Source organism: Rhizobium sp. WYCCWR 11146 (assembly GCF_013591995.1).
Taxonomy (GTDB): Bacteria; Pseudomonadota; Alphaproteobacteria; order Rhizobiales; family Rhizobiaceae; genus Rhizobium; species Rhizobium indicum.
The window spans coordinates 97,084-119,367 of record NZ_JACCEY010000009.1 but is presented as its reverse complement, the minus strand read 5'-3'; the positions used below and the strand labels follow the sequence as shown (position 1 = coordinate 119,367).

Annotated in this window: 22 protein-coding genes and 1 other RNA gene; 7 read left to right on the top strand and 16 right to left on the bottom strand. The window is 61.5% G+C overall.

The features are described 5' to 3' along the window. Positions 1-108: 108 nt before the first annotated feature. Entirely contained in the window at positions 109-1,911 is a 1,803-nt protein-coding gene (locus HX899_RS04910; protein WP_181291759.1) for an ABC transporter transmembrane domain-containing protein, read from the bottom strand. A gap of 192 nt (positions 1,912-2,103) precedes the next feature. Here HX899_RS04910 and rpmE point away from each other — a divergent pair, with 192 nt between their 5' ends. After that, complete coding sequence (gene rpmE, locus HX899_RS04905) at positions 2,104-2,325, top strand: 50S ribosomal protein L31 (RefSeq protein WP_003542805.1); 222 nt, start codon at positions 2,104-2,106, stop codon at positions 2,323-2,325. Positions 2,326-2,515: 190 nt separating this feature from the next. Here the strand turns inward: rpmE and HX899_RS04900 are convergent, their stop codons facing one another. From HX899_RS04900 to HX899_RS04890, 3 genes are all read right to left on the bottom strand, one after another. Beyond that, the gene (locus HX899_RS04900; protein ID WP_003542804.1) at positions 2,516-3,031 is read right to left on the bottom strand and encodes a DUF1465 family protein; all 516 of its coding nucleotides are present in this window, start codon (positions 3,029-3,031) and stop codon (positions 2,516-2,518) included. A 391-nt stretch (positions 3,032-3,422) separates the two neighbouring features. Beyond that, positions 3,423-3,614: a DUF1192 domain-containing protein gene (locus HX899_RS04895; RefSeq protein ID WP_181291758.1), complete on the bottom strand. Its 192-nt coding sequence runs from the start codon at positions 3,612-3,614 to the stop codon at positions 3,423-3,425. 21 nt (positions 3,615-3,635) lie between these two features. Next, on the bottom strand, positions 3,636-4,934 hold the full coding sequence (locus HX899_RS04890) for an MFS transporter (protein WP_181291757.1): 1,299 nt from the start codon (positions 4,932-4,934) through the stop codon (positions 3,636-3,638). 173 nt (positions 4,935-5,107) lie between these two features. Here HX899_RS04890 and HX899_RS04885 point away from each other — a divergent pair, with 173 nt between their 5' ends. Continuing rightward, complete coding sequence (locus tag HX899_RS04885) at positions 5,108-5,272, top strand: hypothetical protein (protein ID WP_003542801.1); 165 nt, start codon at positions 5,108-5,110, stop codon at positions 5,270-5,272. Positions 5,273-5,316: 44 nt separating this feature from the next. Here the strand turns inward: HX899_RS04885 and HX899_RS04880 are convergent, their stop codons facing one another. From HX899_RS04880 to tkt, 8 genes are all read right to left on the bottom strand, one after another. Further along, positions 5,317-6,240 carry a PhzF family phenazine biosynthesis protein gene (locus HX899_RS04880; RefSeq protein WP_181291756.1) on the bottom strand — a complete coding sequence of 308 codons (924 nt, stop codon included), beginning with the start codon at positions 6,238-6,240 and terminating at the stop codon, positions 5,317-5,319. Between the two features lie 156 nt (positions 6,241-6,396). Continuing rightward, a complete protein-coding gene (locus HX899_RS04875; RefSeq protein WP_072640618.1) occupies positions 6,397-7,422 on the bottom strand; it encodes a class I fructose-bisphosphate aldolase in 1,026 nt (341 codons plus the stop codon). Positions 7,423-7,646: 224 nt separating this feature from the next. Then, the gene (locus HX899_RS04870) at positions 7,647-8,849 is read right to left on the bottom strand and encodes a phosphoglycerate kinase (protein WP_171600625.1); all 1,203 of its coding nucleotides are present in this window, start codon (positions 8,847-8,849) and stop codon (positions 7,647-7,649) included. Between the two features lie 70 nt (positions 8,850-8,919). Then, positions 8,920-10,794 (bottom strand): potassium/proton antiporter, encoded by a 1,875-nt coding sequence (locus tag HX899_RS04865; RefSeq protein ID WP_029871942.1) that lies wholly within the window; start codon positions 10,792-10,794, stop codon positions 8,920-8,922. Positions 10,795-11,285: 491 nt separating this feature from the next. Continuing rightward, complete coding sequence (locus tag HX899_RS04860) at positions 11,286-11,465, bottom strand: hypothetical protein (protein WP_017989358.1); 180 nt, start codon at positions 11,463-11,465, stop codon at positions 11,286-11,288. A 209-nt stretch (positions 11,466-11,674) separates the two neighbouring features. Further along, positions 11,675-11,989 (bottom strand): hypothetical protein, encoded by a 315-nt coding sequence (locus HX899_RS04855; RefSeq protein ID WP_181291755.1) that lies wholly within the window; start codon positions 11,987-11,989, stop codon positions 11,675-11,677. Between the two features lie 249 nt (positions 11,990-12,238). Next, a complete protein-coding gene (gene gap, locus HX899_RS04850) occupies positions 12,239-13,249 on the bottom strand; it encodes a type I glyceraldehyde-3-phosphate dehydrogenase (protein ID WP_181291754.1) in 1,011 nt (336 codons plus the stop codon). A gap of 81 nt (positions 13,250-13,330) precedes the next feature. After that, the gene (gene tkt / locus HX899_RS04845) at positions 13,331-15,304 is read right to left on the bottom strand and encodes a transketolase (RefSeq protein WP_181291753.1); all 1,974 of its coding nucleotides are present in this window, start codon (positions 15,302-15,304) and stop codon (positions 13,331-13,333) included. 333 nt (positions 15,305-15,637) lie between these two features. Between tkt and HX899_RS04840 the strand changes: the two genes are divergently transcribed. The 3 genes from HX899_RS04840 to ssrS all read left to right on the top strand — a co-directional run bounded on the left by HX899_RS04840 (position 15,638) and on the right by ssrS (position 16,643). Beyond that, positions 15,638-15,913 carry a DUF4164 domain-containing protein gene (locus tag HX899_RS04840; protein ID WP_012758879.1) on the top strand — a complete coding sequence of 92 codons (276 nt, stop codon included), beginning with the start codon at positions 15,638-15,640 and terminating at the stop codon, positions 15,911-15,913. Positions 15,914-16,037: 124 nt separating this feature from the next. Then, positions 16,038-16,415 carry a cell division protein ZapA gene (locus tag HX899_RS04835; protein WP_181291752.1) on the top strand — a complete coding sequence of 126 codons (378 nt, stop codon included), beginning with the start codon at positions 16,038-16,040 and terminating at the stop codon, positions 16,413-16,415. A 69-nt stretch (positions 16,416-16,484) separates the two neighbouring features. Beyond that, a non-coding RNA gene (ssrS, locus tag HX899_RS04830) (6S RNA) lies at positions 16,485-16,643 on the top strand. An 81-nt stretch (positions 16,644-16,724) separates the two neighbouring features. Here the strand turns inward: ssrS and HX899_RS04825 are convergent. From HX899_RS04825 to HX899_RS04810, 4 genes are all read right to left on the bottom strand, one after another. Beyond that, a complete protein-coding gene (locus tag HX899_RS04825; protein WP_181291751.1) occupies positions 16,725-18,212 on the bottom strand; it encodes an esterase-like activity of phytase family protein in 1,488 nt (495 codons plus the stop codon). A 245-nt stretch (positions 18,213-18,457) separates the two neighbouring features. Beyond that, on the bottom strand, positions 18,458-19,444 hold the full coding sequence (locus HX899_RS04820; RefSeq protein ID WP_181291750.1) for an NAD(P)-dependent oxidoreductase: 987 nt from the start codon (positions 19,442-19,444) through the stop codon (positions 18,458-18,460). Positions 19,445-19,541: 97 nt separating this feature from the next. Then, entirely contained in the window at positions 19,542-20,078 is a 537-nt protein-coding gene (locus HX899_RS04815; protein ID WP_138390935.1) for a helix-turn-helix transcriptional regulator, read from the bottom strand. 76 nt (positions 20,079-20,154) lie between these two features. Further along, positions 20,155-20,487 carry a helix-turn-helix transcriptional regulator gene (locus HX899_RS04810; RefSeq protein WP_138390934.1) on the bottom strand — a complete coding sequence of 111 codons (333 nt, stop codon included), beginning with the start codon at positions 20,485-20,487 and terminating at the stop codon, positions 20,155-20,157. Between the two features lie 69 nt (positions 20,488-20,556). Here HX899_RS04810 and HX899_RS04805 point away from each other — a divergent pair, with 69 nt between their 5' ends. Together HX899_RS04805 and gnd are read left to right on the top strand one after the other, a co-directional pair. After that, on the top strand, positions 20,557-21,039 hold the full coding sequence (locus HX899_RS04805) for an SRPBCC domain-containing protein (protein WP_138390933.1): 483 nt from the start codon (positions 20,557-20,559) through the stop codon (positions 21,037-21,039). A gap of 137 nt (positions 21,040-21,176) precedes the next feature. Next, positions 21,177-22,208 (top strand): phosphogluconate dehydrogenase (NAD(+)-dependent, decarboxylating), encoded by a 1,032-nt coding sequence (gene gnd / locus HX899_RS04800; protein ID WP_138390932.1) that lies wholly within the window; start codon positions 21,177-21,179, stop codon positions 22,206-22,208. The last annotated feature ends 76 nt before the right edge of the window (positions 22,209-22,284 follow it).

The window sequence follows — 22,284 nt, the reverse complement described above, 5'->3', positions numbered from 1 at the left end:
CCCACCCCGGGGAATGAAGAGGTTAGGGCAGGACGCGCGAAAGACAACCGCAGAGAAGCGCGGCGGGTTCAGACTTTAGTCGCTGTTGGCGGGAGGAGTGCGCGCCGGCTATTTCGCGGCGGCGAGCACATCCTCATTGGCGGCGTCGAATTGCAGCCGCGCCAGCCGCGCATAGATGCCGCCGTGACGGATCAGGCTCTGATGCGTGCCCTCTTCGACGACCCGGCCCTGATCCATGACGAGAATACGGTCGGCCTTCAGCACGGTTGCCAGGCGATGGGCGATGACGAGCGTCGTGCGGCCGTCCACCAGGCCGTCAAGCGCCTTCTGCACCAGCGTTTCGCTTTCGGCGTCAAGCGCGGAGGTTGCCTCGTCGAGCAGCAGCACGGGCGCGTTCTTCAGGATGGCGCGGGCAATGGCGATGCGCTGTCGCTGGCCGCCGGAGAGCGTGATGCCGCGTTCGCCGACCTCGGTCTCATAACCCTGGTCCAGCCGGGCGATGAATTCGTCGGCCTGCGCGGCAAGAGCTGCGGCGCGGACCTCGTCACGCGAGGCGCCGGGACGGCCGAAGGCGATGTTGTCATGGATCGAGGCGGCAAAGATGGTGACATCCTGCGGCACGATGGCGATGCGCTGGCGCAGCTCGTCGGGCGTCGTCAGCTGCGCATCGACACCGTCGATCTTCACGCTGCCCTGCTGCGGATCGTAGAAGCGCAGCAGCAGCGAAAAGACGGTGCTCTTGCCGGCACCGGAAGGGCCGACGATGGCGACGGTCTCACCTGGCGTGATCGCGAAGCTTAAGCCATGCAGCGCCGATTTGCCGGGGCGCGAGGGATAGGCAAAGTGCACGCCTGAGAATTCGACACGGCCGCGGCTGGGCGAAGGAAGCGGCTCGGGGCTGGCGGGAGCGGTGATCGGCGAGACCTCGTCGAGAAGCTCGGTCAGCCTGTCTGCGGCACCGGCTGCCTGCGAGAGCTCACCCCAGACCTCCGACAGCGCGCCCAGCGAACCGGCGGAGATGACGGCATAGAGCAGGAACTGACCGAGCGTGCCGGCCGAAAGCGTACCGGCAAGCACGCTGTGGGCGCCGACCCAAAGAACGGCGACGACGCTGCCGAAGATCAGCGTGATGGCAATCCCCGTCAGCAGCGCGCGCGAGCGGATGGCGGCGCGGGCAGCCTCATAGGCGGATTCGACGGCGCTGCCGTAACGCGTCGCTGCGGCATCCTCGCCGTTGAAGGCCTGGACGGTGCGGGTCGCGGCGATCGTCTCGTTGGCGAAGGCGGAGGCATCGGCGAGCGTATCCTGGGCGGCGCGCGAGCGCTTGCGCACCGAGCGGCCAAAGGCGACGAGCGGGAAGACGATCAGCGGAATCGCTCCGATGACGAGGCTCGAAAGCTTCGGCGAGGTGACGATCATCATGCCCATGGCGCCGATACAGAGGATGAAGTTCCTGAGCGCCACCGAGGCGGTGGCGCCGACAGCGGACTTGATCTGCGTCGTATCGGCGGTCAGCCGCGAGACAATCTCACCGGATTGGTTGACGTCGAAGAAGGAGGGCGACAGCCTGGTCACATGGGAAAAGACGTCGCGGCGAAGATCGGCGACGATGCGTTCGCCGATGGTGATGACGAAATAATAGCGCAGCGCGCTGGCGACCGCGAGCACGATGGCCATGACCATCAGCATGGCGAAGTAGCTGTTGATGAAGCGGCCGTCGGATTGGGTAAAGCCGTGATCGATCATCCGACGCACGGCGAGCGGCAGCGCCAGCGAGGTAATGGCGGCAAGCGCCAGCGACATCAGCGCACCGGCCACCAGGCCGCGATAACGCATGAGATAGGGCGTCAGCCTGCCGAGCGGTCGCAGCGATCGCTTCTTGTTTTCCTCAGCCCGTGCCTGCTCTACCAAATCGTCTCCGATCGCCCGCAGGACCCGCGCAATGCGGCCTGTTGGCTCTTGTTATCCCGGCGTCCTTCATGTATAGGCACCGCATCCTAATGGGAAGCCGTAGCCATCCGACTGCGGCTTCATTTATTCAATCGGTTCGTCGGCCGCAACTGCATGCGGCAAATTGAACTCCGGTATCGCAGGAAGATTGTTATGAAGGCAGGCATCCATCCCGAATATCACATGATCAAGGTGGTCATGACCGATGGCACTGAGTACGAAACCCGCTCGACCTGGGGTTCGGAAGGCGCTGTCATGAACCTCGAAATCGATTCCAAGTCGCATCCGGCCTGGACCGGCGGCAACCAGCAGCTCATGGACCGCGGTGGCCGCGTCTCCAAGTTCAACAAGCGTTTCGGCGGCCTCGGCCTCTAATCGCTTCTGCTCGACGGAATTCGAAGAGAGCCCGGTTTCGCCGGGCTTTTTTGCGTTCGCAACGGCTTACAGCGCCGCGCGTCTTTTCGGACGCGCAAAGGACGCTGTAGGGATGTCGGCGTTCAGCGGCAAACAAAAAACCGGCCGCGTAAGACGCAGCCGGTTCGTATTCGAATTCTTGCGGATTCGGTCAGTTGTTGCCGAAGGCGGTTTGCAGCAGGGAAAGCTGGGCCTGGACGCTGTTCTGATTATCATGAACGATCACTGCTTCGGACGGGCGGTAGATCTCGCGGTCGAGCAGGGCAATGCGGTTTTGCAAACGCAGCGAGCGTTCGACGAGGTCGCGGAAGGATTCCGGCAGGTCACCCCAGCCGGGTGCGGCGCGGTCGACGTTGAAGCCGTCGAGGCGAACCTTGTTCTTTTCGGCCAGCACCTGGTCACGGGACATTTCGCCATTGTTGACGGCGCGCTGCAACAGCAGCCAGGAGGCCATCTGCATCAGGCGGGTGGTGAGGCGCATCGATTCCGCAGCGTAGAGAACCGAGGCCATCCGCGGCAGAACCTTGGAAGCGGCGCGGCCCTGACCGTCGAGATAGGCGGCAGTCTCTTCGACCAGCGACATGCCTTCCGCATAAAGTGCCTTGAACTGCGAGGATGCAGCGGCGCGGCCTGCAAAACTGATCGTGTTCAATCCAACTTCCGACATCGCAATAGTCCCTGTTCGCACGCAGCTACATATATTCAGGTAACGCCGGCACCGACGGAAAAGTTTCCAGGCCCGGTCTTTATGACTTTAAGATGGTATCATTAGCCCAAATGCGCAAGCCGTTTCTTAAGAAAGGGTTAATCTCCACAGTTTCGTGGAAGTGCGCCGGCCATAGGAAAAAGAAGAGCCGCAAACGCGGCTCTCAAGGTAAAACAGGGAGAAAAATCAGACCAATTCACCGCTTGGAAAACTGTCTGAGATCCAGAGGAAATCCGGATGAATACAGTAATACCTTATAAAGCTTAATATTTTATTAACATTGTGCCGGATTAAGACTTGAGGCGGGCTATTTTATCCGCCTATAGCCTTGTTTTTCGGGATTTTTATCGGATCACGAGCGGAAGAAGCTTTCCGCCGCCTGCCGCCCGGAGGCTTTGCGGACCGCCTCGGCCTCGAGACGGGCAATCTCCGTCTTCAGCAATTCCACCCGTGCCTTCAATTCGTCGACCGAAAGCATGGAGAGATCGGCGCCGATCTCGTGGGCGACTTTCTTCTGCGGCCGGTCATCATCGATGAAGCTCATGGTTCGTCCTCCGTTCGCTGCCTAACCAAACTTTACAGCAGGATCGTCGCTTTCGGGAGACTTTCCGGTTTCGGGAGGTTTGCCGGCGCCGCGATCGGCAAGCGACATGCTTTGCGGTGTCAGGATCGCCGAGGTGCCGGTCGGGATCGTCGTGTAGGCGTCGCGGTCGCTGGCGGGAACCGCGGCGCGGATGCGGCTCCTGATGATGGCATAAACGGTGATCAGCACATGGGCGATGGCGGTGACCAAGAAAAGCGCATGTGGACTGATCGCCGACATCACGGGACCGCTGAGCGTCGGGCCGATCACCGTGCCGATGCCGTAGAGCAGCAGCAAGCCGCCGGAGACCTTGACGAAATCCTCCGACGCCGCGAAGTCGTTCGCGTGGGCGACGGCGATCGGATAGAGCGTATTCGCCACAGCGCCGTAAAGGACGACGAGCCCGATCAGCAAGGCGGGGGACGTTGGGTGGAGCAGAAAGATCAGCAGGCCGGCAAGGGCGGCGATCCCCGACATGGCAGCGAGCACGTAACGCCGGTCGATGCGATCGGAAAGCCTACCGGCCGGCAGCTGCATCACCGCCCCGGCGAAGATGGTGGCGCTCATCATGACGGCGATGCTGGTGTCGGAGAGGCCGGCGCCGGCGCCGAAGACGGCGCCGAGCGTGCCGTAGGCACCGTTGGCGATGCCGACGAGCAGGATGCCGAGGCAGGAAACCGGCGAGTTGCGATAGAGCGCCGGCAGATCAAGGCGCACCGCCTTCAGCGGCTGTGGCGAAGCGGCGGTTGAAAGCGTCGTCGGCAGCATGGCGATGCAATAGAAGATGCCGCAGATCATGAAGAGAACCGGCGTGCGCACATCCTCGAGCGGGATCATCATCTGGCCGCCGACGACGCCGATGAGTGTGATGCCGATATAAAGCGAGAAGATCATGCCGCGGCTCTCGTTGCTGGCACGCTCGTTCAGCCAGCTTTCAATGATCATCGACGTGCCGGCGGTGGAGAAGCCGGTGACGGCGCGCAGGACCACCCACCAGACCGGATCGATGATGATACCGCTGACCAGCGCAATGATGGCAATGATCGAGATGAAGCCCGAAAAGGCACGCACATGGCCGACGCGGCGCACGATCTTCGGCGCAACCAGGCAGCCGATGACGAAGCCCCCGGCCCATGAGGTGCCGAGCAGGCCGAGCGTCGTCGTCGCGTAGCCTTCGAGATTGCCGCGTACGGGAAGCAGGATGCCCTGCAGGCCGTTGCCCATGAAAAGGAAGAGCGTGCCAAAGAGCAGCGCGGCGACGGACAGCAGATTTCTCTTCATTTCCCCAGACTCGGTCTTAGCGATTTGCAATGGACATAAGGCAGGACCTGCCTCAGCCCAGCCTCAAGATGATTGATTGTGCCCCGGAATATCTTTACGGCGTGTCGAGATCCTCTTGTTCGCGCGGAAAAATGTCCGTCCTGTGACATTCCGAAAAACGGAAAAAATAAAGCATGACAAAGCTGATAGCCTTGCTGCTCATCCTTGCCATGGCGATACAGGTGATCAAACCGCTCGGGCTTCCCGGCCTCAGGCGGCGGATGGATTTCTGGAAGCTCGCGCTGATCGCTTTCGCCGTCTGGGCAGTGGCTCTGCTTTCGCGCGATTTCCTGATGTAGCCCCGGATTGCGTGTAAAGCAGGGTACGGTCCGGGCTGCAACCGTCAGTCTTGCAAGCTAATTTCTCCGCGCATGACGGAAACGCAGCCTCCCGAGATGACGACATCGGTGACGATGCCGTTGGATTTCAGCACATCAAGGGTGATAACGCTGCGGCGGCCCATTTCGACGCCCTGTTCAATGGTGATGCGGACGTTCATATCGGCCTCCGGCGCAAGCGAGACGAGATAGGCGCCAAGCGCCGCGGAAGCGCTGCCGGTTGCCGGATCTTCGGGCACGTTATCGAGGGGCGCGAACATACGGGCGCGAATATTCCATGGATTTTCGGCTGTCCTCACATAGAGGAAGAGCGAGAAGTCGTGGCCGCTCGTCGTCTGGCGGCCGGCAGCTGCCTGGAACCCGGCAAGGTTCGGACGGGCGGCGGCCAGCGCTTCGAGCCCGTTCACTTCTGCGATGGCGAAGTTCAGCCCGACGGATGCAAAGACCGGGGCATGGGTGGTGTCGACGATGACGCCCGGGTCGAGCGAGACGCAGCCGGCGATGGTTTGCGCGGCGATGGTGTCGCCGATCGTCAGCGGCTGCGGCGCGCGGATGGCGGCAGCAGCAACCTTTCCGCCGCTGCGTTTCAGGCTGACTTCGACGATGCCGGCCTTTTCCTCAAAACGCAGCGTATCGCCGACCGGCTTGCCGAAAATCTCCGCCTGCTGGCCGAGCACATAGGCGGTGCCGACGTTCGGATGGCCGGCAAAGGGTACTTCCATCGTCGGGGTGAAGATGCGCACGCAGGCGGAATTTTGCGGGTCTTCCGGCGGCACGACGAAGGTGACTTCGGAATAGTTGAACTCGGTGGCGATCTTTTGCATCGCCACATCGCTCAGACCGCGCGCATCGGAAATGACGGCAAGCGGATTGCCCTCGAAGCGGGTGGAGGTGAAGACATCGACGGTGACGTAGGAGAGGGTGTTCATGGCGGCTCCTGTTGTGACAGGGCGCTATGAGTAATCACGGTTTCTCGCGGAACGAAGCGGTTTCTTGTCGCCGTGACAATGAGAGGGAAGGAAACGGCGGAGAGGGCAGGAAGCTGCGTTCGCCGCTCCCTGCCCATTAGTTCAAAGCTCCAAAACTCAGGCTGCCTTTTCCAGGTCTTTCTTCCAGTTGCCCTTGGCGGCAAGGCTGTTCATCTCGGCGCGGTGGGTGAATTCGCGCTGGCCGGCAGCGACGTTTTCCTGCTTGCCGTTCCAGGCCCTGAGCGCGCTGTCCTGCAGGGCGCGGCCGTAGGAGAAGGTGACGAACCAGGGCAGGTCGCCGCTGGCATTGATCGCCGAAAGATGGGCTGTCGCCTCTTCGGTCGTTTGGCCGCCGGAAAGGAAGGCGATGCCGGGAACGGCGGGAGGAACGGTCGCCTTCAGCACCTTGACGGTGCGCTCAGCAACTTCCGCGACCGAGGCCTTGCGGGCGTTCTTGCCGTCGATCACCATGTTCGGCTTGAGGATCATGCCTTCGAGGTTGACGCGGGCATCGGCCAGTTCCTCGAAAACGATGCGCAGCGTGGATTCGGTCACTTCGGCGCAGCGGTCGATATTGTGATCGCCCGGTTTGCCGTCCATCAGGCATTCCGGCTCGACGATCGGAACGATCCCGGCCTCCTGGCAAAGTGCGGCATAACGAGCAAGCGCCTGAGCGTTGGCGCGGACGGAACCGCGGGTCGGCAAGGTCGACGAGATGGCGATGACGCCGCGCCACTTGGCGAAGCGGGCGCCGGCTTCATAATATCTGGCAAGGCGCTCGCCGAGACCGTCGAGGCCCTCAGTGATGGTTTCAGCGGGATATTTGGCCATCGGCTTGGCGCCGGTGTCGACCTTGATGCCGGGGATGGCGCCGGCTGCGCGGATGATATCGACGAAGGGCGTGCCGTCCGCGGCCTTCTGGAACAACGTCTCTTCGAAGAGGATGACGCCGGAGATATATTTCTTCATCGCCTCGTCTGAGCGGAAGAGCATCTCCCGGTAGTCTCGCCGGCTCGTTTCGGTCGATTCGAGGTTGATCGTGTCGAAACGTTTCTTGATGGTGGAGGTCGATTCATCGGCGGCGAGCAGCCCCCGGCCGCCTGTAACCATCTGCACTGCAATGTCTTCCAGTCGTTCGCTCATTTCGTTCTCTCCACAACAATAAACATCGGCACTTCAGGAATATAGAACGCGGATAACAGAAGTTTATAGGGAGGAAAATGGAAGGCTAAGTCATTGAAACGATTGAATTCAATTCAATCGTTTGAAAGTTGGGATTTTTTTCGTCCTCTGAGCAAAAGACCGCGGAAGCTGTTTTTCTTCCACGGTCTATCCACATGTAAAATCTGCGAAATCAGTCTTGCGGATTACCTTGCAGCGTTGAGGACCGCGACGCCGGGAAGCTCTTTGCCTTCCATCCATTCGAGGAAGGCGCCGCCGGCGGTCGAAACATAGGTGAAATCGTCGGCAACGCCGGCATGGTTGAGCGCCGAGACGGTGTCGCCACCGCCGGCAACGGAGGTGAGCTTGCCGGCTGCCGTGCGCCCAGCGGCGTATTTCGCAGCAGCGACCGTTGCGGCATCGAAGGGTTCGATCTCGAAGGCGCCGAGCGGGCCGTTCCAGACCAGGGTTGCGGCGCGTTCGATCCAGGCGTTGATGGCCTCGACGGATTTCGGGCCGACATCGAGCACCATGGCATCGGCGGGAATGGCGTTGATATCGACCGTCTCGTTGGCGGCACCCGCCTTGAACTCGCGGGCAATCACGCCATCCTCCGGCAGGATGATGGCGCAGCCGGCGGTCGCGGCCTCGATCATGATCTGTTTGGCGGTTTCGGCGAGATCATGTTCGCAGAGCGACTTGCCAACATTGGTGCCGCGGGCGGCGATGAAGGTATTGGCCATGCCGCCGCCGATGACGAGCGCATCGACCTTCTTCACTAGGTTCATCAACAGGTCGATCTTGGTGGAGACCTTGGCGCCGCCGACGATCGCGACAACAGGGCGAGCGGGATCACCGAGGCCCTTCTCCAGCGCTTCCAGCTCGGCCTGCATGGTGCGGCCGGCATAGGCCGGCAGGTGGTGGGCAAGACCCTCGGTCGAGGCATGGGCGCGGTGGGCGGCCGAAAAGGCGTCGTTGACATAGATGTCGCCATTGGCGGCAAGCGCCTTGGTGAAGTCTGCGTCGTTCTTTTCCTCGCCCTTGTGGAAGCGGGTGTTTTCCAGAAGCAGGATATCGCCGTCATTCATCGCGGCAACGGCGGAGGCGGCGGCTTCGCCGATGCAGTCGGGGGCCGTCAGCACGGCATGATCAAGCACTTCCTCGACCGAAGGGGCAATCAGCGACAGCGACAGATCCGGCGAAGGGCCATCCTTCGGCCGGCCAAAATGGGCCAGCAGGATCACCTTGGCACCCTTTTCGGACAATTCGAGGATCGTCGGCGCCACACGCTCGATGCGCGTCACATCGGTGACCTTGCCGTCTTTCACCGGGACGTTGAGGTCGACGCGGACGAGAACGCGCTTGCCGCGGATGTCGGAAAGATCGTCGAGGGTCTTGAAAGAAGGCATGGGGAGGATCCTGTCGTGGTTGGCGAAAGTTGCGCCGAACATAGCAAGGATCATTCGAGACGCAAGGCGTTCAGCGGCCGTTTTCGCGTGTGCCTTCGTCGCGTCCTGCCGGCGGTTTCGGCGTGCTTTCGGAGGCTGCGGTTTCCCGGTTCCGGCGTCCGTTCAGTCGGTCGCGGATGCGCTGGATGATGTCCTTGAGATTGAGGAAGATCGGCAGCGTAATTGCCGGTTCGACGGCTTCGAGCGACATGCCGACGGAGGTGATATGATCGTGCTCGTCTAAATCGCGGACGATGAGGATGATCGAGCCGAGGCGGACGCGGTCGGCATAATCGGCCTTGCCGCCGAGGCGCTGCCGCATCAATTCGGCGATCGTCAGGCCCTTTTCGGATTCGTTGAGCAGGCCGGGGCCATAGGCGGCGTCGAGATCGGCGGCGGGGCGGGCAGGAGAGAGCGCGAAGGCCCCGAAGAATTCGGCATCGTCGTCATCGACAGGCGCCCGGCTGGCGAAGAGCCGGTCGAGCAGGCGGGAATAGCTCGGCACGATGAAGAGGTAGACGAGATCGTGCTCGCGCAGCCGCCCGGCATATTGATAGCGCATCGACTTACCGTCGCGGATGACGAGCGAGGGGGTTGCCCAGCGCGGAATGCGCTCGCCGCGCAGCACCGGGCTATCCTTGATGACGCGGTAGGAGAGCAGTTCGTGGTTGGCCGCGCCCGGCAGGTCGACCTCGACCTTGTCGACGGCGCCGATGCGCGGCGGAATGATCAGCCCGAGCTTTTTGGCGACGGGTTTGATCGTCCAGCCCTGGAGGAGCAGCGAGACCAGCACGATGATGAAGGCCGTGTTGAAATAGATCTGACCGTTCTCAAGCCCGCCGAGGATCGGCATGATGGCAAGCAGGATGGAGACGGCGCCGCGCAGGCCGACCCAGGCAACGAAGCCGATTTCCTGCTGCGTGTAATCGAAGGGAAGCAGCGACAGCCAGATCGCCAACGGCCGGGCGACGAAGATCAGGAAGAGGGCGAGCAGGATGGCCGGCACGATAATGACAGGGAATTGCGACGGCGTGGCGAGCAGGCCGAGCACCAGGAACATGATGATCTGCGCCAGCCAGGTCATGCCGTCCTGGAAGCGCTTGATGGTGCCGATCGCCTGCATCTTCCGGTTCCCGGCGTAGATGCCGGCGACATAGACGGCGAGGAAGCCGCTGCCGCCAACCGCGCCGGTGAAGGAGAAGACGAGAAGAGCGAGCGCCAACACGAAGATCGGTGTCAGGCCGCGATCGGTATCGAGCTTGCTGACGATCAGCACGATCATCATGCCGCCGAGCAGGCCGAGAATGACGCCGAGGCCCATCTGCTGCACGAACATGGCGAGCATGCCGATATTGATGCCGGCATAACGCTCGCCGCTCGCCAGCACCTCGACGAGGGCGATGGTGAGGAAGATCGCCATCGGATCATTGGTGCCGGATTCGACTTCCAGCGTCGAGCGCACCTTGTCGCGGATGTTGATGCCGCCGATGCGCAGCAGGAAGAATACGGCGGCGGCATCCGTCGACGCGACGATCGAGCCGAGCAGCAGTCCTTCCAGCCAGGTGAAATTCAAAAGCCACATGGCGGCGAAGGCAAAGAGCGAGGCGGTGATCAGCACGCCGACCGAGGCGAGCGCCAGAGAGGGCACGGCCGCCAGCCGGAAGGCCTGCATCGGCGTGCCGAAGCCGGAATCGAAGAGGATGATGGCCAGCGCGATGGAGCCGAGAATATAGGCGAGATAATTGTTGCTGAACTCGATGCCGAGGCCATCGACGCCGGCGGCAAGGCCGATCATCAGGAAGAGCAGCAGCAGGGGGGCGCCGAAGCGGAAGGCGAGCAGGCTCGAAAAAGCGGCAAGAAGCACGAGCGCCGTCGAAACCAGCACCACGATATAGAACGCTTCCATGCCCACTCCTTTCCATCGACTGCTTCGCGAACACAGCCGCCCCGGCCGATCCGCCTTTATTCAACCCCTCCGTCACGCGCGGCGATCCGTCAGTAAACGGCAAAACGTCAGAGAAGGGTAGGCCTTGCGGCTTAACCTCGTCGCGATGCTGCTTCATGCTGCTGAACGGCTGCCGGACGGCCAACCGACACGGAATGCTACGGGAGAAATTCTCTATAAGGAATGTATAGGAAAATCAGGCGAGAGCAGGGCAAAAAAGACAGGCATGGATTTTTCCTGCCGGTATCTGCGAATGGCAACAGAATAAGACCCGCTCCTCGTTTCACCCGGCCCGTTTGCCTTGTCCAATGACGGGAAGCCTGGATTGCACGCGCGGATGCGGAGAGGGGAAAATGAGCGCTGAGAGATTTCGATATCGGGTGGACATGCCGGCCGCCCAGCGAGAGCAGCCGGCTGCAGTTTTGTGCCAGAAGCGGCCGGCTCTTGCTCTGCTATCCCAATACTTCCTGAAGTATGACGATGGCGAGAAACGAGAGGCCAATGAACGCGGCGACCCAGATGACCAGACGATTAGCCTTTGCCAACACGGCAGGTCTGACGTCCCGCTTGGGGTGAAACCGTTGCCGCCGTTTGAGGGTGGTGTGGGACAAGCGTTTTTGTGCCTCTGCCATTTATCACCTCCACTTGGCTCATTTTAGCCATTGTGCAGTGCTGCGCACGCATTTCCTCAATCTAGCACGCTTGGCCAGCGGATTGCCAACCCGTGATCAATCCTTGCGGCCAGGGATTTCGTCGACGATGGTTTCGCGCAGGAACGTCTATCGAATTCGAACCCGCCGCTTCGATCTGACTTCGGAACCGGAAAAATGCGGATCGTCGGTCAGTCTTCTGTGTCCTCGCCCTCGTCGGTCAGATCCGCGACCGGGACCAGGAACACGACGAACTCGTCCTCGATGGTCCGTTCGGGATCATCGTCGAATTCATAGGCGTGCTCGACTTCGCTTGCTTCCTCGGCCGTTGCCTTGCGCAGGCTCAGGGCCGCTTTGCGGTCCCAAAGAGGCTTGCCTTCGGATTCCAGGACTGTCAGATCGTCGCGAAAGTCTTCCGCCTCGAAGAAATGCGTCGCTTCCTCGTGATTTTCCGAGCGAAAACTGGCAACGGCGCGGCCGGCGATTTCAACGGTAAAATAATCCATCCATCTCTCTCATTTTCATGCGGGCGACAGTGCTACCGCACGGTATTGGCGTTCCGCACCTGGCCGGTGGCCGATGCGGCGTGAGGAACCGGGCATTTTGGAATGTCCAGGGTGACGTATTCTAACAGATCTCATCCGGGCAATGGGCGAAAACATGCCAGTGCGGGAAGGCCGGTTTCGTTTGGAGGCGCGGCAACAAAAAGCGGCCCGGTTTCCCGGGCCGCTTGCATCTCGATGCCTCAAGTGCGCTCAGATGAGCTTGGCGAAAGCGACTGCCGTGTCGGACATGCGGCTGGAGAAGCCCCACTCGTTGTCGTACCAGGACAGGACGCGCACGAAGTTGCCTTCCATGACCTTGGTCTGATCGGTTGCGAGGATCGACGAGTGGCTGTCGTGGTTGAAGTCACGGGAGACGAGCGGCTCGTCGGTGTAGCCGAGGATGCCCTTCAGCTTGCCGTTGGCAGCAGCCATGATGGCTTCATTGATTTCGCCAACGGTGGTCGCCTTCTTGGAGACGAACTTGAAGTCGACGACCGAAACGTTCGCGGTCGGAACCCGGATCGAGGTGCCGTCGAGCTTGCCTTTCAGATGCGGCAGAACGAGGCCGACTGCCTTGGCTGCACCCGTCGAGGTCGGGATCATCGAGAGGGCGGCCGCGCGGGCGCGATACAGGTCCTTGTGCATCGTGTCGAGCGTCGGCTGGTCGCCGGTATAAGAGTGGATGGTCGTCATGAAGCCGTGGTCGATGCCGACGGCGTCGTCGAGAACCTTCACGACCGGCACCAGGCAGTTGGTGGTGCAGGACGCGTTGGAGATGACCAAGTGCTCCTTGGTGAGCTGGTCATGGTTGACGCCGAAGACGACTGTCAGGTCGGCACCATCGGCAGGCGCCGAGACGATGACGCGCTTGGCGCCAGCCGTCAGGTGAGCGGCAGCCTTGTCGCGGGCGGTGAAGATGCCGGTGCATTCCATCGCGATGTCGACGCCGAGTTCGCGGTGCGGGAGCGTTGCCGGATCCTTGATCGCCGTGACCTTGATCGGCTTGCCATTGCCGACGATGATCGAGTCACCCTCGACCTTCACCGTTGCCGGGAAGCGGCCGTGGATCGAGTCGTAGCGCAGCAGGTGGGCGTTGGTTTCAACCGGGCCGAGATCGTTGATGGCGACGACTTCGATGTCGGTGCGGCCGGATTCGACGATGGCGCGAAGGACGTTGCGGCCGATGCGGCCGAAACCGTTGATGGCAACCTTGACTGTCATGTTCATTCACTCCCGATAGAGTAGGGCCCGATAGTGAGGGCCTGGAATTGAGGAGATGGAGAGCACCTCACGGCGCCCTCATTAAAGCTTTGCTTCCGCGGCCGCAACGACGGCGTCGGCGGTGATGCCGAAATGCTTGTAGACTTCCTTGACCGGGCCGGAAGCGCCAAAGCTCTTCATGCCGATGAAGGTGCCTTCCGGTCCGATGAACGCATCCCAGCCTTCGCGAACGGCGGCTTCGACGGCGATCTTGACCGGCGAGTTGCCGAGGATTTCCCTGCGATAGGCTTCCGGCTGCTCGAAGAACAGTTCCGTGCAGGGAACCGATACGACGCGGACGGTGACGCCCTTGGCTTCGAGTGCCGTACGGGCAGCAACGGCAATTTCGACTTCGGAGCCGGAGGCGAAGATCGTCACCTTGGCGTCGGCATTGCCGGCCAGCGTGTAAGCACCCTGTTCGCAGAGGTTCTTTTCGCTGTATTCGGTGCGGGCCGCCGTGAGGTTCTGACGCGTCAGAGCAAGGCCCGAAGGACGGTTGTGCGTCTTGATGGCGATCTGCCAGCATTCCGCCGTTTCCGTGGCGTCGGCCGGACGGAAGACCATCAGGTTCGGGATAGCGCGCAGACCGGCGAGCTGTTCGACCGGCTGGTGTGTCGGGCCGTCTTCGCCGACGCCGATCGAGTCATGCGTCAGGACGTGTATGACGCGGATACCCATCAGCGAAGCAAGGCGGATCGGCGGGCGGCAATAATCCGAGAAGATCAGGAAGCCGCCGCTATAGGGGATGAGGCCGCCATGCAGCGCAATGCCGTTCATGGCAGACGCCATGCCATGCTCGCGGATGCCCCAATGCATGTAACGACCGGCGAAATCCGTCGGCGTGATCGAATGCATCTGGCTGGTCTTGGTGTTGTTCGACGGCGTCAGGTCGGCGGAGCCGCCGAGCGTTTCCGGCAGGAAGCCGTTGATGACCTCGAGCGCATCTTCCGAAGCCTTGCGGGTCGCAACCGTCGGCTTGGTCTCGGCGAGCTTCTTCTTATATGCGCTGATCGCGGCGTCGAAACCTTCCGGCAGATCGCCTGCCATGCGGCGGGTGAACTCGGCCCTGGCCGGAGCCTTGGCGAGACCGTCTTCCCAGGACTTGACGAGGTCAAGGGAGCGGGCGCCGGCTGCACGCCAGCTGTCGAGAACATCAGACGGGATGACGAAGGCTTCGGCTTCCCAGTTCAGCGCCTTGCGGGTGGCCGCAATTTCTTCGGCGCCGAGCGGGTTGCCGTGGACCTTGTGGGTGCCCTGCTTGTTCGGAGCGCCGAAGCCGATGATCGTCTTGCAGGCGATGAAGGTCGGGCGGTCGGACTTATGGGCAGCTTCGATCGCGTCGGAGATAGCGGCCTGATCGTGACCGTCGATCTCGATCGTGTTCCAATGTACCGCCTTGAAGCGGGCGATCTGGTCGGTGGAATCCGACAGCGAAACGGCGCCGTCGATGGTGATCGAGTTGTTATCCCAGAACAGAACGAGCTTGTTGAGCTTCAGGTGGCCGGCGAGCGCGATGGCTTCGTGGCTGATGCCCTCCATCAGGCAGCCGTCGCCGCAGATCGCATAGGTATAGTGATCCTGGAGATCGGAGCCGAACTCCTCGCGCAGCTTGCGTTCGGCAATCGCCATGCCGACGGAATTGGCAATGCCCTGGCCGAGCGGACCGGTCGTCGTTTCGATGCCGGTGGCGTGACCGTATTCCGGATGGCCGGCGGTCTTCGAGCCGAGCTGACGGAACTGCTTCAGATCCTCGATCGTCATGTCAGGATAGCCGGTCAGATACAGCACCGAATAGAGCAGCATCGAGCCATGGCCGGCCGACAGCACGAAGCGGTCGCGGTTCGGCCAGTGCGGCTTCTTCGGATCGAACTTCAGATATTTGGTGAACAGGACCGTTGCCACGTCGGCCATGCCCATCGGCATGCCCGGGTGGCCGGAGTTCGCCTTTTCGACGGCGTCCATGGCGAGAAAACGGATCGCATTCGCCATCCGGTCGTGTTGTTCGGGAGAGGTCATGGCTTTTCCGCAAGTTCCGGGTGTCGGGGGATGGCCTCGAGCCTCCAAGACCATCGAGTGAAAGCGGCAGAGACATAGCAGTTGGGACGGGCAAGTCAATAAATGGCAGGCCAAATCCGGGCGCGCAGCAGCGATTTTTGACATTTGATCGCACGATTGTACAAATGACGAATCTGATGTGGCGAGCCTATGTAAAACGCTCATCCACAGGATAGGCCGGTGGGCAAGTGACAGGATTTATTGACGGGCCGTCGGCGAGCTGCATATCCTTTTGAAATCGCAGGATCGGCGCGGCGTGCCGATTCGCGGATCCTGCGCGGGAATCGGAAAGACATGATGCCCACAGGCAAAACCATGGAAGCAGCGCTCAACGAATTGAGACAGGCGATATCGAGCCTCGAAAACGCCGTCGACATGCGCGTCGAGCGGCAGCGCGAGCAGGGCGAGATCGAGGGCGAGGTACGGCGTGTGCACGCCGACCGTTCGCGGCTGGCGCAGGAGCTCGACCAGGCCGAATTCCGCGCCAACCGGCTGGAAGAGGTCAATCGCGAGGTATCGCGGCGGCTGGTGACGGCCATGGAAACGATCCGCGCAGTTCTGGATCGCTAGAACAGGATGATTTTAGGCCAGGCCCAAAATCTGAATCCTGTTCTAATTTGAAAAGTTAGAGCATGATGTCGTCCGAAAACCGCTCACACTTTTCGGCATCATGCTCTTATAGAAAGAGTTTGGCATGGCGCAGGTGACGGTAACGATCGACGGCAAGGCCTATCGCATGGCCTGCGAGGAAGGGCAGGAGGATCACCTGACCGATCTCGCCACCCGCTTCGACCGCTATGTCGGCCATCTCAAGGATCAGTTCGGCGAAATCGGTGATCTCAGGATCACCGTCATGGCCGGCATCATGATCGTGGACGAGATTGCCGAGCTGACGCGCCGCGTTGCCGGATTGGAATCCGAGCTCGAGACGCTGCGCGGCAATCGCGATACGGTGCTTGCCGCCACCGCTCGCACCGAGGAAAATCTTGCCGCAGCGCTCAGTGAAGTGTCGAGCCGCATCCGCGGCATCACCGACAAGCTGAACGGCCGGTCGGCCCCCGAACTCAATTGATCTCAATTAAATAGGGGCCGCCTTCCGTCGCCACTGGCGCGCCAGCACAAACGACCTTATATATCGGCATGCGGTCTGCGCCTCTCGACAGGAACCACAATCCCTGGGGCCATACTCGATCCAAAGGGAGCTGTCCCTGGCCAGGCCCGTGGGCCTGGACACACGGCGCCCACCTACGTTTGTAGGCACCCAGGATCGTAAACATCCATCGGTGGTCGTGGATCGCACCCTTTCCTTCCATTTTCAGCGAAGACGCCGGATATGGCGGGCGAACGTGGTTTGCGCGTCCGCCCTTCTTCAGTGCGTCCGTTACTTCTTCAGGCCTGGAAGGGTGACCTGGAAGACTTGGAACATGGTGTCGACGTCGGCACCGCCGTCTGCCTTGTAGGCGGCACCCACCTGGAAACCATCCTGCGTCAAGAAGTCGTTGTCATTGGCGACGAACAGGAAGTAGTCGTCCGGCAGGTTCGGGTCGAGAACGCTCGCAAGACCCATGGCTTCCCACTTTTCCGACAGATTGTTCTTGTCGTTCGGCGCGCCGTTGTGCAAGCCGAAGCGGGCGAGATCGGCCTTGTCGTTGAGGTCGATGAAGGGTGTCAGCGTCGCCTGTGTCAGCGAGGGATCGACGACGCCCTTCGGCGCGATCGGCTTGCCGTCATCGAAATCGCTGCCGGCGATGTCGGTCGCGGCGGAAACGTCGACGATGTCGACCTTGCGGTAGAGCGAGGTGTCGCCCTTCAGGCCTTGGCCGTTGCCGCTGTCACGGGCGAGCATCAGGAAGGTCTTGTCGGAAAGAGCAATGATTTCGCTCTCGGCGGCGATCGTCGTCTTGTCCTTGGCATCCTTGAAGACCGGCAGCGGCACGACATATTCGTGCACCAGTTTCAGGTGATCGGGATCGGCGGCGTCATAGATCAGCGCGCGGGTATTCTGGCGGGTCGAGCCGGAATCGCCGCCGTCCTGGCGGGCAGCCGATTGCAGCACAGCGATGATGAACCTACCATCAGGCGTTATCGCCATGCCTTCGAGACCCTGGTTGTTCTGGCGGCCGGTCTCCGGATCTTTCGGGTCCGGAGCGGAGGCGCCGGGACCGGGATTGTTGGAGGCAAAGCTCAGCGCGCCCTTGCGCATCGGCAAAAGCGCCTTCGGCGGCTGGGTGGCGGAGAGCAGGTGGCCGTCGGCCGAGAAGCGGTAAATATAAGGCCCGTATTCGTCGCTGACGAACATGCTGCCGTCGGCCATGCGGATGATGGCTTCATTGTCGAGCGCGATCTTGCCGTTCGTCGCCTGCGGTAGCGCGGGAAAATTGCCGGCAGCGGGGCGGACGCCGGATTCCGGGTCGAGGCCGGTCATGTCGCCGCCCTTGTCGTCGACGAAGAGTGTGGAATCGACGAGCTTTGCGTCGACGCCCGACTGTTCCTTGCCGGCCTCGGGTGCTGCACCCGGAGCGGTCGGCGTCAGCCCGATCGAGATGGTGTTCAGGCGAGGACGATAGTCGACGGTGCCGACGGCGTTGTAACCGCGGTCGGGCAACAGGTAGAGCGTGCCCTTGTACCCGGCGCCGTCGCGGCTCCAGGCGGCGGGATCGACCGCCATGCCCGAGCCGGAACCGAAGGTCTCGCCGAATTTGTCACGCTGGTTGGCCGGAATGCGGCCGATGCCCACCAGGCCCTTGTTGACGAAGGTGAGGCCGCCGACGGTGGCGGAATTCTCGGCCACTGCGACGACTGGCACGGCGGCGGATGCCGCGAGAACCGCGGCGAACAGCCGCGCTGTGTAAGGTCTGACATTCTTCATGCAAATACCCTCTCGGTCAAAAGCGCTCTCGAAACGGCTTCCGCCCGCAGGCTGGACACCGCTTCAAATGACACCCCCGGCCTGGATTCGATTTCCCGATGGCACAACACGCCCTGGATTTCGTCACCCCATATCCCCGGCAGACGGTCTATGACGGGATCATGATATCTGGATGACGCTTTTCAGTGAAAAGCCCATGCCAAAAGGTGTGAGGCTTTTGCATATCCGCATTTCAGCTCGCTGCTCTATCCGACCGGGTAAGGCCCCTCGGCAAAGACCTCGTCGTGGTAGCCTTTGGAGCCGACATCCAACGCCAAGGGGCTTCGCCACTCCCTGTTGTCGCGCAGGCAATCGAGCACGAAACGGAAATCATATCGCGGCTGCCAGCCGAGTTCCCGCCTTGCGCGTTCGTTGACATAGACACGGTCGAGCGAAGGAAACATTTTCCAACCCCGTGATGCGTAGAGAGAAGCTGCACCCGGGAGCAGTCGTTCGACGACGTGAGGCGCGTCGCGCCTGATCTCGGCAAGATCCCTTGCCGAAAACGGCGTCGTGGCGGAGATGATGTAGCGGCCAAAGCCGATTGCCGGCGCCTTTTCGAGCGCCTGCAGATGAGCGCCGACCACGTCGGTGATATCGACGCGGCGGTGAAGAAGCTCGTTGGCCTGGGCGTTTTCAGCCGAATAGCCGTTGCGAATGTCAGGATCGTCGTCGTTTTCGGGAAAGAAACGCGAAGTCCTGAGAATGACCACCGGCAGACCGGATTTGCGGGCGAAGAGTTCGCATAGACCTTCGGCAGCGAGTTTCGTCACGCCGTAGATGTTTTTCGCGACGGGAAGCACGTCCTCGGTCACCCATGCCGCCGGTTCGCCGGCAGCCGGAGTCAATGCTGCGCCGAAGGTACTGGTGGTGCTGGTGAAGACGAAGCTTGCAACGCCTGCGGCGGCCACTGCTTCTTCGAGCAGGTTAAGGGTGCCGGCGATATTGGTGTCGAGGAAATCGCGATTGTCGTGGGTTGCCACATGCGGTTTGTGCAGCGTCGCGGCATGGATGACGTGGCTGATGCCAGACATCGCCTGGCGGACGAAGGCGCGATCACTGATCGAGCCGACCATGTCGGTAAAAGCCGAGGGCTTGATATCGATGCCGCGCACCCACCGGCTTTCCGCCCTCAAGGTTCGCATCAGCGCCTCGCCGAGATGGCCGGTACTTCCCGTTACCAGTATCGTCATCACATCGTCTCCTGACCGCTCGGCCGCGGACGCTATAAAGACTGGCGTTTCCGGACAACGCATAAATTATGCAGGGGAATGCAGGAAAGCTTGAGGCTCAGCCGATGGTCGTGACGAGGCGGCCGGCGCTACCGTCGGAAAGCATGATCCGTTCCCAGGTCACACGGCCGGCGGCGATTGGCAGCAGCGCATTGCCGTTGGCGCCGGTATCGAGGGTCAACGACGAGAGCCTGCCCTCATGCCAGCCGCGCTCCTCCAGCGACTGCTCGGCGGCGGCGATTTCGGCGGATGCATAAGAGAATATGGAGCGGCCGAGAAAGGCGCCGAGCGGCGCCCGCCACTCCGCCTGCCGCGGGCGAGAGGCGGAGAGCAGCCGGTGGGTGCGGTCGCAGATCAGATGCACCGGCCGGACGGAATCCTCGACCAGCCGCTTCAGCGCCGCATCGACTGCTGCATGTTGCGGTGAGCTGAAAATCCGTTCCAGCTTGGCCGCCTGTTCGGCCGACAGGGCGAGCTGATCGCGCTCCCAGCGTGAGACCGTCGCCTGGTTGACGCGGAGGAGTTCGGCAAGATGTTCCTGCTTCATGCTGCGCAGCAGCCGCATGCGGCGTATGCCGGCGCCCGATATCGTCATCTGCCTGATCCCGTGCCGTTTTGGCCAGCATAAGGCTTCGGCTGGCCGGCAAGCAAGCTGTTGGGCGACTGGATCATTATTCGGGCTGGCCCTCGAGGTCGCCTTTCAGCCGGTCGAGAATCGACAGGGAATGGCCGGCATAGGTGCTGATCCAGCGGTCATAGATGTGTTTGATCGGCAGGCTGTTCAGGTGGTTCCAGCGCTCGCGGCCTTCCTTCCTGGCGATGACCAGGTCTGCCTCCTCCAGCACTTTCAGATGCTGCATCACCGTACAGCGGTCCATCTCCGGAAACATCTCGCAAAGGGTCCCTGTGGTTCGGGGGCCATCCTTGAGCAGATCGAGGATTTCGCGGCGGCGATGATGCGCCAGCGCCTTGAAAACGGGATCGTCGGTTGATTCGCTTGACATGTTATATTTTTATAACATAATGGCGACGAGGACAATGGAATAGACACACTGGAGAAGAGGAGAAGTGTCATGTCTCTCAGAATCCGCATTTCCGGCCGTGTCGGCCGCCCCGTTGCAGAGGTGTTCGATGCCGTCGTCAACCCGAAGAAGCTCAGCAGTTATTTCACCACGATCGGCGGAGCGAGCGCACCGCTCGTGAAGGGCACGACGGTGACCTGGTGGAAGGATGCGCCGGTCGAGGTCGTCGAACTCGTGCCGGAAAGCCGCATCGTGCTGCGCTGGGATGGCGGCACCGGCGAAGACAAGACGACCTATAAGACGCTGGTGGAGATGAACTTCAAGCCGCTGGAAGACGGTGGCACGCTGGTGACCATCGCCGAGACCGGCTGGCGTGAAGACGATGCCGGCCGGCGCGGCACCTATCTCAACTGCGAAGGCTGGACGCAGATGCTCTGCTGCATGAAGGCCTTCGTCGAATACGGCATCAATCTGCGCGAGGGCATGTTCCTCAGCGAGATGAAGGGTGAGCCGGCCAGCGCGCCTGATGTTTGAACGAGTGAGTCGGCATCAAGACGATCGGCGGCGCAATCGTCGCATTTGCCAATATCACCGAGACTTTGCTTGCCTGTCACACTGCGGGTGCTAATTTCCGGATTCGATACTTCATTTCGGTTTCCAGGAGATTCATTATGCAGCTTGGCATGGTTGGTTTGGGCCGCATGGGCAACTATATGGTCCAGCGCTTGATGCGAGGCGGTCACGAATGCGTCGTCTACGACGCCAGGCCGGAAAGCGTTGCCGAGCTCGCAGGCCTCGGTGCGACCGGCAGTGCCTCGCTCGCGGAGTTCGTCTCGAAGCTCGCCCACCCGCGCGCGATCTGGCTGATGCTGCCGGCGGCGATCGTCGACAAGGTGCTGGCGAGCCTAGTGCCGCTGCTTGAGAATGGCGATATCGTCATCGACGGCGGAAATTCTTATTATCATGACGACATCCGCCGCGGCGCCGACCTCATCACCAAGGGCATCCACTATGTCGATGTCGGCACAAGCGGCGGCGTTTTCGGCCTCGAGCGCGGTTATTGCCTGATGATCGGCGGCGAGAAGGGCATCGTCGAACACCTTTCCCCGATCTTCGCGACGCTGGCGCCCGGCGTCGGCAAGACCGAAGCCTCACCGAACCGGAGCGCCGAAGCGGCTGCGGTCAGCACTGCGGAACAGGGTTATCTGCATTGCGGCCCGCATGGCGCCGGTCATTTCGTCAAGATGGTGCATAACGGCATCGAATACGGCCTGATGGCCGCCTATGCCGAAGGTATCAATATTCTGAAACATGCCAATATCGGCGCCGCCTCGCACGAGGCGGATGCGGAAACCGCGCCACTCGCCCATCCGGAACATTTCCAGTATGATTTCAACCTGCAGGATGTCGCCGAAGTCTGGCGCCGCGGCAGCGTCATCACCTCCTGGCTGCTCGATCTCACGGCCGATGCGCTGCATGCCGATCCCGCACTTTCGAAATATGCCGGCCGCGTCTCGGACAGCGGCGAAGGCCGCTGGACCATCATGGCGGCAATCGACGAAAGCGTGCCGACGCCGGTGCTGAGCGCTGCGCTCTACGGTCGCTTCTCCTCGCGCGACAATGACGAATTCGCCAACAAGGTGCTGTCGGCGATGCGCGCGGGCTTCGGCGGTCACGTGGAAAAGCCGGTCCCGAAATCCTGAAGGCAAGCGACTTCACTCACCGTTCCGACAAAGCCGTCATCCTGAAATAGCGAGCGCAGTGCTTCGTTTCGAGGAG